Genomic DNA, 13,010 nt, shown 5'->3' with positions numbered 1-13,010 from the left:
GCGCTGGATGACACAGGTCAAATCATGCCAAACATGCGACTTTGCGCATGTGATTTGACGCGGATCAAAGTCCCCAAGCCCGATCCATGCTTTGAACGGCGCATTCCAAGAACAGGAGCCGAGTATGAGCTGGACCGCAAAAAGCACCGATATCAAGAACCAGTTGCGCAATCTGAACAAGGTTGTGCCGGGCATGGCCAAAGGCTTTCAGGCGCTGTCCAAGGGCGTGAAAGAGGGTGGCGTTCTGGAATTCAAACACAAGGAATATGTCGCCCTAGGCATCGCTGTGACGCAAAAATGCGAACCCTGCATCGTGCTGCACATGGAGGCCTTGGTGCGCGTCGGTGCCAGCCGCGAGGAAGTGGGCGATGTGCTGGCCATGGCGGTTCAGATGGGCGGAGGCCCGGCCATGATGTATGCCGCCAAGGCGATGGAATGCTTTGACGAACTGACTGCCAAGGCACAGGCTGCCGCCTGATCCGCGTTGCGGGGAAGATTAACGCGGCTCTCCCTCTCACGGATGTCATGAACTCGGGCTATGGTCGCCCCAAATGGCCCATCTGTGGCCCGACATTATCCCGGAGGTATTCTCATGTCGCTTCTTGCCCTGTTGCAGCAATCTCAAAACGGTCAAGGCCTGGGTCAATTGGCCAGCCAGTTCGGGCTGGACACTGATCAGGCCGGTGGACTGGCGGAAATGCTGGCGCCTGCGATTGGGTCGGCTGCGAAACAGCAGGCCGAGGCCGGCGGTCTGGAAGGCCTGCTGGGCGCGCTGAAAGGCGAAGGCATGGGCGCGATGTTCGACGATGCCACCGCAGCCGCCGCGCCCGAAGGCCAGAAAGCCGGCATGGATTTCCTGCAAGGGCTTCTGGGCGGCGAAAGCAACGCACAGGAACTGGCCACCGAAGCCGCAAACCGTTCGGGTATTGATGCAGGCACTGTGGCGCAATTTCTGCCCGCACTGGCCGCGATGTTGCAAGGTGGGATGCAAAAGAACATGCCCGACAACGCCATTGAGGGCATGATGTCGGGCCTGATGGGGGGCGGCACGCAGTCGGGTGGCGGTTTGGGCGGCCTGATTGGTGGCCTGCTGGGCGGCAACAAAGGCGGCAGCGGCCCTGACCTTGGCATGCTGACCCAAATGCTGGATGCCGATGGTGACGGCTCGCCCATGGATGACATCCTGGGCAAATTCCTGAAGTAATCAGCTGGGTTCGGCGCGGGTTTCGCGCCGAACCCGCCAGATGCGCCACGCCATAAAGACGACTCCAAAGGCCAAACCAATCAATCCTGCAAGGTAGCTTGTGTTGTGCATGAACCCGGCGCGCACAAACGGGGCCGGATCAGACAGACCGGTTGGAACGTACATCAGGTGATAAAGGTCAGGCGGCACCGTAAACAGCAAGCTGGCAAGTCCTAACCCCAAGGTCAGCCCCACCACCAGAATCGCCGCCATGGCAAAGGTTTTTGCCGCCCGCGCAGCCCCCGGGATCGCTATGCTGAGCAAAGCAATCGGTGCCCCGATGATCAACCCCATCCACCAGCTGGCGCGCCACCCCACGATCGCGGCGCCCAAGCGCCCGTGCTGATCTGCCGGGATGCCAAACTGGCGGAACTTGAACGCGTGGAAATAGTCCGGCCCAACGCTATAGCTGATCTGGTTATGCACCGCGCCATAAAGCCCCGCCAACAGGCAGGCACCCAGCAGCAGAAATGGCAAAAGCAACAGGCGGGTCACAGCATATTCGGCACGACCAAATCCGGCGGCCGGTGCCCGTCGGCATAGGTTTTGACGTTGATGATGACCTTCTCGCCCATCTCAACACGCCCCTCGCGCGTGGCTGATCCCATATGCGGCAGCAGGACCACATTGGAAAGCTCGCGCAGACGGGGATTGATTTGGTGACCATGTTCGAACACATCCAGCCCGGCCCCGGCGATTTCGTCCGCCCGCAACATGCGGGTCAGTGCGTTTTCGTCAATCACTTCGCCGCGTGAGGTGTTCACGATCACCGCATCCGGCTTCATCAGCTTCAGCCGCCGCGCGTTCATCAGGTGAAAGGTCGAGGGCGTATGCGGGCAGTTGATCGAGATGACATCCATCCGGGCTACCATCTGATCAAGGCTTTCCCACCATGTGGCGCCCAGCTCTTCTTCGATGTCCGGGTGCAACCGGCGCCGATTGTTGTAATGCACCTGCATGCCAAAGGCGGCGGCGCGGCGCGCAACGGCCTGACCGATCCGGCCCATGCCCAGAATTCCCAGCCGACGCCCCCCGACACGCCCCCCCAGAAACGCGGTCGGTGCCCAGCCTTCCCAACTGCCGCTTTGCATGACGCTGAGACCTTCGGGAATTCGGCGTGTCACAGCCAGAATCAGCGCCATAGTCATATCGGCGGTGTCCTCGGTCACCACACCGGGGGTATTTGACACCAGAATTCCGCGCTGACGGGCCGTGTGCACATCAATGTGGTCAACCCCCGCACCATAGTTCGCGATCAGTTTGAGCCGATCCCCGGCGGCGGCCAGCATGGCCTGATCAATCGAGTCAGTGACCGTGGGCACCAGAACGTCGGTGCGTTTCATGGCTTCGACCAGTTGTTCGCGGCTCATCGGGTGATCATCCGCGGAAAGCTCGACGTCGAACAGCTCCTTCAACCGGGTTTCTACCACGTCGGGCAACCGTCGCGTAACGACAACACTCAGGCGTTGAGCAGCCATGAAGCGCCTCCTCGTTCTTTCCAAGCCACGTCCTTAATGGCAAACTGTCAAGGAACGGGGCACAGCACAAGACCCCAATCCCTTAAAGGCATGCGCCCCCTTGCCGGGCGCGAGTAGGAAATGCAACGCGTAGTGATATTCATGATCGTGGCTCTGGCCATGGTCAGTACCAGTGCAGCACAAGAGCGCGGGCCGGTGACAAACCTGCCCTTGCCCCGGTTTGTGTCAATGAAAGCCGCCGAGGGCTATGCCCGCCACGGCCCCGGCAAGACGCACCGGATCGACTGGGTCTATAAGCACCGAAACCAACCTCTTGAAATTATTGCTGAATACGGACACTGGCGCCGGGTCCGTGACCGGGATGGCGCCGGGGGCTGGATGCATTACTCGTTGCTGTCAGGGGTGCGCACCGTGCTGGTTGAACAAGACATGCTGGAGCTGCGCCGCAATCCTGAACCCTCTGCCCCGGTTATGGCGCAAGCAGAACTGGGCGCGATTGCACGGCTGGAAAAATGCGTTCTGGACTGGTGCCGGATCAGCGCCGACCGACGCACCGGTTGGGTGCCCAAACAGGCTTTGTGGGGTGTCGCAGCCGAAGAGATCGTCGAGTAACCGCCACTTGCCCGTGGCGCGGCAACGCGCTAGCCCTTGGGTCATCGATACTGACCGAGCACCGCCCATGCCCACCAACTCTCTTCGTATGAACCTGTCTGCCGGGATTGCCTCTGTCTTGGTGGCACTGACGCTGGTGCTGTTGAAAACTTGGGCGCTGAGCACCACCCAAGCGCTTTCCATCGCCGCCTCGCTTGCGGATTCGGCCTTGGATCTGATGGTGTCACTGGGGGGCATGGCGGCAATATTCTATGCCGCACGCCCGGCGGATGATGACCACAACTTCGGCCACAGCTCGGCCGAAGATCTGGCCGCGCTGGCGCAATCGCTGTTCATCTTTGTATCTGCCGGGGTGATCTTCTGGGCCGCTGTGCGCCGCTTGCTGAGCGGTACGCCTGAACAGCTGTTGTCCGAGGGGCGCGGCATGATCGTGATGGCAGTTTCCATCGTTTTGACCGCGTCCTTGGTGATATGGCAACGCTGGGTCGCCGCCCGTACGGGCAACAAGGTGGTACGCGCTGACAGCCTGCACTATCTGGGCGATTTAATCCCCAATATCGGCGCCATCATCGCGCTTTGGGCCTCGGCCCAGTTTGGCTTTGTCGGGGTCGACAGCGTGGTGGCGTTGGGCGCCGCCATGATGCTGGCCGTCGGTGCCCTGCGGATCGGCAAAGGTGCGTGGGACGCTTTGATGGATCGCGGTGCGCCGCCCGAGGTGGTCGAGGGCATCGCCACCATCGCGCAAACATGGCCCGGCGTGTACGGCTTTCACGATCTGCAAACCCGCACCGCCGGCAGCAAGATTTTCGTGAACCTGCATATTGAACTGAACGGAGATCAATCCCTGCACGCCGCCCATGCCATCGGCGCAGGGCTGAAACGCGCGATCATCGCCGCCTATCCCAACGCCGAGGTGATCATTCACAAAGACCCGGTCTACGACGCGGATTAGGTAGAAAAAAGATTTTTTGATAATTAAGTTTTCAGCTTCAAGTACCTAAGCTCCAACCAATTCAAGAAAGATTTCGTGCCCCCCTAAGAACACTATCGTGGGCCTGATGCTTGTTCATGAAGTCGTGAACCCTATCCGTCTCTTGGGCCAGTTTCAGCATCCGGATCCACCACCCCAGATGCATCAAGAATGTAAAGGGTTTTTAACTCGCCGTCAGAAGTTCTGGACGGCTTCGCGGACACTTCGAGAATACCTTTTTGAGCAACAGCATCAGTGTAAACGTTACCTTCCTCAGAAAACGCAGGGTCACGCACATTAGCGGTGATGAACTTACCAGGCTGATCCGGGTGCTCGACTTTCAGTTGTCTATTGTGGTGAATAAGACCATCAATGCGCAAGCGCATTCTTTCCATATCTCCAACCTCAAGTTTATCTTTTGACCTGATCGCATCAGCCATCGGTACATCGATCTGATGAGTAAGAAGAAGCGGCTCTTCTGTACTATCCGCTATCAACGAAACCTTGTCCGCAGACTCCCCTACTGGAGCAACAAAGTTCTTTGCTGGCGATTTCATTTTGTCCAAAACTTCCAACATGAAATCCTTCGTTCGCTGTTCGCTCTCTGCATGGCTCTTGTGAACGTCCTTTGACATTTCCAAGATAACTTGCAAATGCGGATCAGCGTCTTTCTGTCTACCTCCTACCATGCTCGTAACCCAACTGATCCAGTGCCACAGAAATTCTGCTGCCTTAGTGTAGAACATTTCGTGAACAATTGGCAACGCCACTGCTGTGAACGGAGCAAGATATACCACCCATTCAAATGAGCCCTCTTCAGGCTCTTGCGCGACGATCCGCATAGGAAAGCGCTCTCCCTTTCTAGGCACTCGTTGGTCAGAAAGGGCTATTAGACCTGTATTTGCGAGCTTGTCCAATCCAAGAGCAGCCTCTCCGAATGCACGAAGATCGAGCATATGCTTGTCAGCATCCAGTCCAGCATAGTGGATTTTAAGTAAAGTTGACATAAAGACCCCTCGCACAACTCAAGGGAGCGTAAGCCGATTTCTGATTACCCGTCAATCAATCCGTTTGTAAGGGGGCTAACCCCAAAATCTGGACTCTAAGCCGCCAGCCCGCGCCCTTTCAGCAGGGCCTCGACCCCCGGCATGCGACCGCGGAATTGTTTGTAGAGCGTGTCTGCCTCGACCGAGCCGCCGCGTGACAGGATGTTGTCCTCAAGGCTTTGGGCAATGCCTGCGTCAAAGGCCGATCCGGCCTCCTCAAAGGCGGCAAAGGCGTCGGCGTCCATGACCTCGGACCACATGTAGCTGTAGTAGCCCGCCGAGTATCCATCGCCCGCAAAGACATGGGCAAAATGCGGCGTGGCGTGGCGCATGCGGATGGCGTGGGGCATGCCGATCTCGGCCAAAACCTGCGCCTGCGCAGCCATCGGATCGGCGGGCGGCGTGCCTTCGTGGAAGGCCAGATCAACCAGCGCCGAGGCCACATATTCCACCGTCGCGAACCCCATGTCATAGGTTGCAGCTTTCAGCAGCCGGTCCAACATGTCTTTGGGCATGGCTTCGCCGGTATCGGCATGGGTCGCGAATTCCGCCAGCACTTCGGGTACTTCCAGCCAGTGTTCATAAAGCTGACTGGGCAATTCGACGAAATCGCGGGCCACTGACGTGCCCGAGATCGACTCGTAGGTCACATCCGACAGCATCTGGTGCAGGGCATGGCCGAACTCGTGGAACAGGGTCCGCGCATCGTCATAGGACAAGAGCGCCGGTTCCCCGTCGGAAGGTTTGGCGAAGTTGCACACGTTATGCACCACCGGCGTCACCACGCCGTCGAGTTTGCTTTGCGAGCGGCTGGCCGAGCACCATGCGCCCGACCGTTTTGAGCCGCGTGCGAAATAGTCGCCGATGAACACCGCCACGTGGGTGCCGTCGCGGGTGACCTCCCATGCGCGGACATCCGGGTGGTACATCGGCGCTTCCAGCTCTGCGAATTCCAACCCGAACAGGCGGTTGGCGCAGGCAAAAGACGCCTCGATCATCCGTTCCAATTGCAGATACGGCTTCAGCTCGGCCTCATCCAGATCGTGTTCTTCCTTGCGGCGTTGCTCGGAGTAATAGCGCCAGTCCCAGGCCTCTAGCTGGCCGTTGATCCCGTCCCCGTGCATCCGGGTTTCCAGCGCTTCGGCATCTGCCTCGGCGGCGGCGCGGGCGGGCGCCCAGACATCCATCAACAGGCCGCGCACGGCGTCGGGGGTTTTGGCCATCTCGGTTTCCAGCTTGTAGCTGGCGAAGTCGGCATAGCCCAACAACTGCGCCCGTTCATGGCGCAAGGCCAGAATTTCGGCAGCAATGGCGCGGTTGTCGGTTTCGCCGCCATTGGCGCCGCGCGCGACCCACGCCTCGTAAGCCTTTTCGCGCAGATCGCGACGCGGCGAGAATTGCAGGAAGGGCACAATCAACGACCGCGACAGGGTCACCACTGGGCCATCTGCATCCTTTTCCGAACCCGCTGCACGGGCAGCGGCCACCACAAAGTCGGGCAAGCCGTCCAGATCGACCTCGGCCAAGTCCATGAACCAATCACGTTCATCTGCCAGCAGGTTCTGGGTGAACTGCGTGCCCAGCACGGCCAGCCGCGCCTTGATGTCTTTCAGCCGATCCCGCGCCGCGCCCTGCAGCTGCGCCCCCGCCCGTACGAACCCACGACGGGTCAGCATCAGGACGCGGGCCTGTTCATCGGTCAGGTCCAGAGTCTCGCGGGCTTGCCACAGCGTTTCGATCCGCGCGAACAGAGCGGCATTCATGGTGATTTCGGAGGAATACGCCGCCAGCTTGGGCGCAAAGTCGCGCTGCAGCCCATCGCGCACGTCATTCGCATCCGCCCCGGCCAGCGAATAAAACACCCCCAGCATCCGGTCAAAACCCTTGCCCGCCCGTTCCAGCGCGTTGATCGTGTTATCGAAGGTCGGCGCATCGGCATTGTCGGCAATCGCCATGATGTCAGCGCGGGCTTCTTTGATCAGCGCGTCAAAGGCCGGGGCAAAATCGGCATCTGAAATCGCCTCAAACGGCGGCAATTCAAATTGGGTATTCCAATCGCGCAAAAACGGGTTCGACATGGGCAATCTCCTTTGCGCTCAAGCTAGGGGTGCGCAAGGGGGATTTCCAGCCCTGTCATGCACCACCGCAGACCGGGCAGTCCCCACGGGGTTTGAGCTTCATCACCCGGTTTTCGGCGTAAAGCGCGTCATAGATCATCAGCCGCCCGCGCAGGCCTTCGCCGGCATTCGTGATCTCTTTGATCGCTTCGACCGCCATCATAGAGCCAACCACGCCAGGCAAGGCCCCCATAACCCCCGCCTGCGCACAGGAAGGCGCCAGGCCCGGCGCGGGGGCCTCGGGAAACACGCATTCATAGCACGGCGCGCCCGACCCCGGGTGATAGAGGCTGATTTGCCCCTCCCACTGAGTGATTGCGGCGGAAATCAGGGGTTTGCCCAGCGCCACCGCGACCCGGTTTACCATATAGCGGGTGTCGAAATTGTCGGTGCCATCAAGGATCAGGTCATAGTCAGCGAACAACGCCGCGGCGCTGGCCTCGTCCAGACGTCGCTGATAGGGGCGCACCGTGACATAGGGATTTATGGCCGCCATCGCGCTTTGGGCCGAAAACACCTTGGGCATGCCAATCCGGGCATCCGCGTGGATCACCTGCCGTTGCAGGTTTGACGCGTCGACCGTGTCATCATCTACAACGCCAATGGTCCCAACCCCGGCGGCGGCGAGATAGAGCAACAGGGGCGAGCCAAGCCCGCCTGCACCGATCACCAGAACCTTGGCGTCTTTCAGCGCTTTCTGCCCCGGACCGCCTACTTCGCGCAGCACGATATGGCGGGCGTAACGTTCCAGTTCAGCCTCGGAAAACGCGCCTTGGCGGGGGGGCTGTTCGGGCGCCGGTTGCGCGCGTGCTTTCAGCCATGTCAGGCCCGCGCGATAGATCACGACCACAGCGGCCAAAAGGCCAACGGCCAGCCATTCCTCTTTGGTGCCCCCAAGCGCCTGTTTCAACGCGTGCCCTTCGGGGAACAGCAGTTGCACAAACATCACCGCGACATAGAGAAGCCCAACCATCAACCAGCGCGCCCGCATCGACACTTTCATGAAGTGCCCCATGACGAACAAACCAACTGCGGCCAGAAGGACGATCAGCATCAGTTGCGGCCCGTAGAGCCAAATCCGCCGGTACCACGTTCGGTATCGCCCAGCGCTTCGGTCAGCGTGAAGCTGGCCTGCACAACCGGGGCCACAACCATCTGCGCGATCCGGTCGCCATGCTGGATCGTATACGGCGCATCGCCCAGATTGATCAGGATCACACCCAAAGGCCCGCGATAGTCGCTATCAATGGTGCCTGGTGTATTCGGGAGGCTGATCCCGTGTTTCAGCGCAAGACCTGAACGCGGCCTGATCTGCACTTCGAACCCATGCGGAATTTCCATGCGCAACCCTGTGGGGATCAGCGCCCGTTGCAGCGGTTGCAGGGTGATACCCTCGGCCCGCGCTTCCTGTGGCAGGTTGGCGCGCAGGTCGGCGCCTGCCGCACCAGTGGTTTCATACGCGGGGATCGCGATGGACATATCGGCACCCGTGTCCCGGATCAGCTTGATTTCGGGGGTCATGTCAGGGCCTCAGCGATTTTGGCGGCTAACTGGCGGGCGACGGTGTCTTTGTCCATGCGTGGCCAGCTGTCCGCGCCCGCGTCCGAGATCACCGTGACGGCGTTCTCATCGCCGCCCATGATGCCGGTTTCGGGGGACACATCATTGGCCACGATCCAGTCACATCCCTTGCGGTCACGCTTGGCGGTGGCGTGGGCAATCACGTCATCGGTTTCGGCGGCAAAGCCCACGACCAATTCGGGGCGGCCCTTGGTCATCTGGCTGACGGTGGCCAGAATGTCGGGATTCTCGGCGAACTCAAGGTCCGGCATCCCGCCCTTGGTTTTCTTCATCTTGCTGTCAGAGGCATTCGCGACGTGCCAATCGGCGACAGCGGCAGCAAACACCGCCGCATCAGCCGGCAGAGCGTCCTGAACCGCGTCCAGCATTTGTTTGGCGGTTTTCACCCGCACGACTTTCACGCCTGTGGGCGGCGAAACATCTGCCGGGCCGGTCACAAAGGTCACCTCTGCGCCCTGCGCCGAAATGGCCCGCGCCAGCGCCGTACCCTGCGCCCCTGAAGACCGATTGGCGATATAGCGCACCGGATCAATCGGTTCATGCGTCGGGCCAGAGGTCACAATCACATGCTTGCCCTTAAGCGGCCCGTCGGCCAGCGCGGTTTCAACCGCCGCTACGATGTCAGGCACTTCGGACATGCGACCGGGCCCGTATTCACCACAGGCCATTTCGCCCTCATCCGGGCCGACAAACAACACGCCATCTTCGCGCAGCTGGGCGACGTTGCGCTGACAGGCCGGGTGTTCCCACATGCGCACGTTCATCGCAGGCGCGACCAGCACCCGCTTGTCGGTTGCCATCAACAGGGTCGAGGCCAGATCGTTGGCCAGCCCACCGGCCATCTTGCCCAACAGGTCCGCCGTGGCGGGCGCCACAACCACCAGATCAGCCGCACGGGACAGTTCGATATGTCCCATCTCGGCTTCGTCGGTCAGGTCAAACAGATCGCGATACACTTTGTTCGCCGCTAAGGCCGAAGTCGACAGGGGGGTTACAAATTCTTCGGCCGCTTTGGTCAGAACCGGCACGACCTCTGCGCCACGTTCACGCAGACGGCGGATCAGGTCCAACGACTTAAAGGCCGCGATCCCGCCGCCGATAATCAACAAAACGCGTTTGCCTGCCAGCATGCGTGCACTCCCTTAGGCTTTCCCAATGTCTAGGGCGCGCGCGGGCGCGATACAAGCTTCCTTGCTGATGGCGCCGAGGGGTCGGATGCTACTCTTGCGGTTTTGTAAAGACCGCGCAGGGGTCTTCACGCGGCACCGGTTCGGTGATCAGCCACAGATCAAAAGGCTGCGGCGTGTCGGGCAAGTCTTCAAACTGCGCGATGGACAAAACGTCGACATCGGGTTCTGCCAAAGCCAACGCTGCGGGCATCCCCCAATCGTTGCGCGCATGGCCATTGCCGGTGATTACCACCACGGGCGCGCCCAAGTCTTGCAGTGCCAGCCGGACCTGTTGTGCCAGCATCGCGTCGCGCAGGCGTTGCGATTCAACCATGCCGCCCAGCATTTGTTCGGGCAATGCGTTGCAATGGGCCTCCATTTGCAACGCTTCTCGTGTCGCCTGCATGGCGTCGGGCAATGGCTGTTGCAAAGCGAAATCCGCGGCGCCCTCTCCCAGAACAGAAGCAGCCCCCTGCATGACAGAGGCCCGCAGCTGTTCACGAGGCACGCCGCCGCCATAGATCGCGGCATTCGGCGCGGCCGTGAAAATGGGATAATAGAAACCAAAATCCGGCCAGCCCAGACTTGCCCAGCCCAGTGCCCGCTCCAGCGTTTCTTTCGAAGCCCGATTGGCGGGCGTAACGGCCGCGGCGATGTCCGCATTGAACATCTCAAACACGATGGCCTTGGGGCCGATCGCCGCAACGGCCTGTGCCTGATAAGCGTGATGAATCGGATTGTCGTGCACTTCGCCCAGCACATAAACCTGTGCGGGCGGCAAATCCTGCAAAGCGTCCGGCATAATTTCAGTGGCAATCGCCGGCGCCGCGCTTAGAACAAAAGCGAATGTAAGAGTTTTCATACCAACAGGTCTTGCACCTGTGATCCATGAGTTTCAAGGCTCTTGCGCATCTTGCCAAAAGCAATGGCCTCAAGCTGGCGCACCCGTTCCTTTGACAGGTTCAGTTCCTGACCAAGGCTTTCCAGAGTGCGCGGTTTATCCGTCAGCCTGCGTTCGCGCAGGATAAAAGCCTCGCGCGCATTCAGCCCTTCCATCGCTTCGGCCAGCCAGCCGCGTAACACCAGACGATCGCGGGCATGGGTCACCTCGGCCTCTGTGTCGGTATCCGGGTCTTCAAGCGTGTCGATCCATTCCCGTCCTTCATCATCAGACGCCTGCGTGGCGTTCAACGAAAAATCCGAACCTGACAGCCGCCCTTCCATCAGCTCCACATCTGCGACCGAAACGCCCACTTCGGACGCAATCATGTGACGCAACTGATGGCTGTCCAGCTTCTCTCCGCGCTGCTGGGCATCGCGCTCCAAGCCCGCTTGGACCCGGCGCATATTGAAGAACAGCGATTTTTGCGGCGAGGTAGACCCCGTGCGCACCATTGACCAGTTACGCATGACGTAATCCTGAATCGACGCTTTGATCCACCACACTGCATAGGTCGAAAAACGCACCCCGCGGTCTGGGTCAAATTTGTCGGCAGCTTTCATCAGGCCAAGGCTGGCCTCTTGCACCAGGTCATTCATCGGGGCGCCGTAACGTTTGAACTTTGCAGCCATGGACACGGCCAAACGCATGTAGGCGGTGATAAGACGGTGCAGCGCCTTCTCATCACGCTGATCGCGCCAGGCGCGGGCCAGGGCCTGTTCAGTTTCGGCATCCAACATCTCGGCCTTCATGGCGCGGCTGGTCAACGTGCTGGAGTGATCAAGAGGCATGATATTCTCCGTCTGGTCGGTGATATAAAGGCTACGCGACGGGGGGCGGACTGGATCAAAAATTGTTCCATCACGCACCCTGATATCTGAATCCACAATTCATCATTTGGAACCGGGGCCGGGTGCATCCTAAGCTTCAACACATGACATATACGCTCTATATCGGTGACAAATCCTTCTCTAGCTGGTCGCTGCGCGGCTTGCTGATGCTGGAAAATTTTAACCTGCCCTATCGTTCGAAAAATATCGGCCTCTATTCGGGGCACATGGCGCAGGATATGGCCCCCTTGGCACCGGCGCGCCTTGTGCCCGTGCTGCAAACGCCCGAAGGCGATGTGGTGCAAGACACCCTGGCCATCGCTGAAACTCTGGCCGAACGCCACCCCGACGCCGGGCTGTGGCCCAGGGACGCGTCTGCCCGCACCTTCGCCCGTTGGATCGTGGCTGAAATGCATTCCGGCTTTGGCCCGCTGCGCGAAACCTGCCCGATGAACCTGCGACAAGCGATTGACGGGTTCGATGTGCCCGAAGCAGTGTTGCGCGATTTGGAGCGCATTGAGCTGCTCTGGTCGACCGCGCAGGAACGGTTTGGCCGCGCCGACAGCCCGTGGCTGTTTGGCGACTATTCGCTGGCCGATGTGTTTTACGCCCCGGTCGCGGCGCGGATCGCGGGCTATGGCCTGCCTGTTGGTCCAGCCGCACAAGCCTATGTTCAGGCCCATCTGTCGGATCCGGCCTTTCGCCGCTGGCGCGCCGAGGGATTGTGCGTCTCTTATGATCCGGTGCCCTATGAGAACGCCTTCCCGGCGGATGCCGAACGCCGCCCCTGGCCGGGCCCCGCGCGCCTGCCCGCCCGCGCCATCGACCATGGACCGTCAGAAAACGCCACCTGCCCCTATTCGGGTGACCCGGTCACAGATTTTCTGGAGCTTAATGGTCGCGTCTTTGGCTTTTGCAACGCGTTTTGCCGCGACAAAACCGTGAATGACGCCGCTGCCTACCCGAAATTCATGACCATTTACCAATCGTAAACCATGCTGAGCTAGCCGTTAACCATTGCGTT

At 60.1% G+C, this 13,010-nt stretch carries 14 protein-coding genes; 5 read left to right on the top strand and 9 right to left on the bottom strand.

The window, feature by feature from the left end; all coding sequences use genetic code 11:
• Positions 1–124 precede the first annotated feature (124 nt).
• Together ATO10_RS04935 and ATO10_RS04930 are read left to right on the top strand one after the other, a co-directional pair.
• The gene (locus tag ATO10_RS04935) at positions 125–478 is read left to right on the top strand and encodes a carboxymuconolactone decarboxylase family protein (RefSeq protein WP_035248834.1); all 354 of its coding nucleotides are present in this window, start codon (positions 125–127) and stop codon (positions 476–478) included.
• Positions 479–592: 114 nt separating this feature from the next.
• Positions 593–1,204, top strand: a complete 612-nt coding sequence (locus tag ATO10_RS04930) for a DUF937 domain-containing protein (protein WP_035248832.1) — start codon at positions 593–595, stop codon at positions 1,202–1,204.
• Here the strand turns inward: ATO10_RS04930 and ATO10_RS04925 are convergent, their stop codons facing one another.
• Positions 1,205–1,738, bottom strand: a complete 534-nt coding sequence (locus ATO10_RS04925) for a hypothetical protein (protein ID WP_051597955.1) — start codon at positions 1,736–1,738, stop codon at positions 1,205–1,207.
• Positions 1,735–2,721 (bottom strand): 2-hydroxyacid dehydrogenase, encoded by a 987-nt coding sequence (locus tag ATO10_RS04920; protein WP_035248830.1) that lies wholly within the window; start codon positions 2,719–2,721, stop codon positions 1,735–1,737. The genes ATO10_RS04925 and ATO10_RS04920 overlap by 4 nt, the downstream gene beginning before the upstream one ends.
• A gap of 120 nt (positions 2,722–2,841) precedes the next feature.
• Here ATO10_RS04920 and ATO10_RS04915 point away from each other — a divergent pair, with 120 nt between their 5' ends.
• On the top strand, positions 2,842–3,333 hold the full coding sequence (locus ATO10_RS04915; RefSeq protein WP_035248828.1) for an SH3 domain-containing protein: 492 nt from the start codon (positions 2,842–2,844) through the stop codon (positions 3,331–3,333).
• Between the two features lie 67 nt (positions 3,334–3,400).
• Positions 3,401–4,285, top strand: coding sequence for a cation diffusion facilitator family transporter (locus ATO10_RS04910; RefSeq protein WP_035248826.1), 885 nt, complete (start codon positions 3,401–3,403; stop codon positions 4,283–4,285).
• 131 nt (positions 4,286–4,416) lie between these two features.
• On the opposite strand, the gene ATO10_RS04905 is transcribed toward ATO10_RS04910, so the two are convergent.
• The 7 genes from ATO10_RS04905 to ATO10_RS04875 form a co-directional block, all read right to left on the bottom strand.
• Positions 4,417–5,310 carry a DUF7946 domain-containing protein gene (locus ATO10_RS04905; RefSeq protein ID WP_035248823.1) on the bottom strand — a complete coding sequence of 298 codons (894 nt, stop codon included), beginning with the start codon at positions 5,308–5,310 and terminating at the stop codon, positions 4,417–4,419.
• Positions 5,311–5,405: 95 nt separating this feature from the next.
• Positions 5,406–7,427 carry a M3 family metallopeptidase gene (locus ATO10_RS04900; protein WP_035248821.1) on the bottom strand — a complete coding sequence of 674 codons (2,022 nt, stop codon included), beginning with the start codon at positions 7,425–7,427 and terminating at the stop codon, positions 5,406–5,408.
• A gap of 55 nt (positions 7,428–7,482) precedes the next feature.
• Positions 7,483–8,520: a HesA/MoeB/ThiF family protein gene (locus ATO10_RS04895; protein ID WP_035248819.1), complete on the bottom strand. Its 1,038-nt coding sequence runs from the start codon at positions 8,518–8,520 to the stop codon at positions 7,483–7,485.
• Complete coding sequence (dut, locus tag ATO10_RS04890; RefSeq protein ID WP_035248817.1) at positions 8,520–8,987, bottom strand: dUTP diphosphatase; 468 nt, start codon at positions 8,985–8,987, stop codon at positions 8,520–8,522. The genes ATO10_RS04895 and dut overlap by 1 nt, the downstream gene beginning before the upstream one ends.
• On the bottom strand, positions 8,984–10,177 hold the full coding sequence (coaBC, locus tag ATO10_RS04885; RefSeq protein ID WP_035248815.1) for a bifunctional phosphopantothenoylcysteine decarboxylase/phosphopantothenate--cysteine ligase CoaBC: 1,194 nt from the start codon (positions 10,175–10,177) through the stop codon (positions 8,984–8,986). The genes dut and coaBC overlap by 4 nt, the downstream gene beginning before the upstream one ends.
• 88 nt (positions 10,178–10,265) lie before the next feature.
• Positions 10,266–11,078, bottom strand: coding sequence for a ChaN family lipoprotein (locus ATO10_RS04880; RefSeq protein ID WP_035248812.1), 813 nt, complete (start codon positions 11,076–11,078; stop codon positions 10,266–10,268).
• Positions 11,075–11,947: an RNA polymerase factor sigma-32 gene (locus tag ATO10_RS04875; protein ID WP_035248810.1), complete on the bottom strand. Its 873-nt coding sequence runs from the start codon at positions 11,945–11,947 to the stop codon at positions 11,075–11,077. Before ATO10_RS04875 ends, ATO10_RS04880 begins: the two co-directional genes overlap by 4 nt.
• 143 nt (positions 11,948–12,090) lie before the next feature.
• Here ATO10_RS04875 and ATO10_RS04870 point away from each other — a divergent pair, with 143 nt between their 5' ends.
• Positions 12,091–12,978: a glutathione S-transferase gene (locus ATO10_RS04870; protein WP_035248808.1), complete on the top strand. Its 888-nt coding sequence runs from the start codon at positions 12,091–12,093 to the stop codon at positions 12,976–12,978.
• Positions 12,979–13,010: the final 32 nt, after the last annotated feature.

Source organism: Actibacterium atlanticum (genome assembly GCF_000671395.1).
Lineage (GTDB): Bacteria > Pseudomonadota > Alphaproteobacteria > Rhodobacterales > Rhodobacteraceae > Actibacterium_D > Actibacterium_D atlanticum.
The sequence above is the reverse complement of the archived record's forward strand: the minus strand, read 5'-3'. Positions and strand labels throughout refer to the sequence as shown.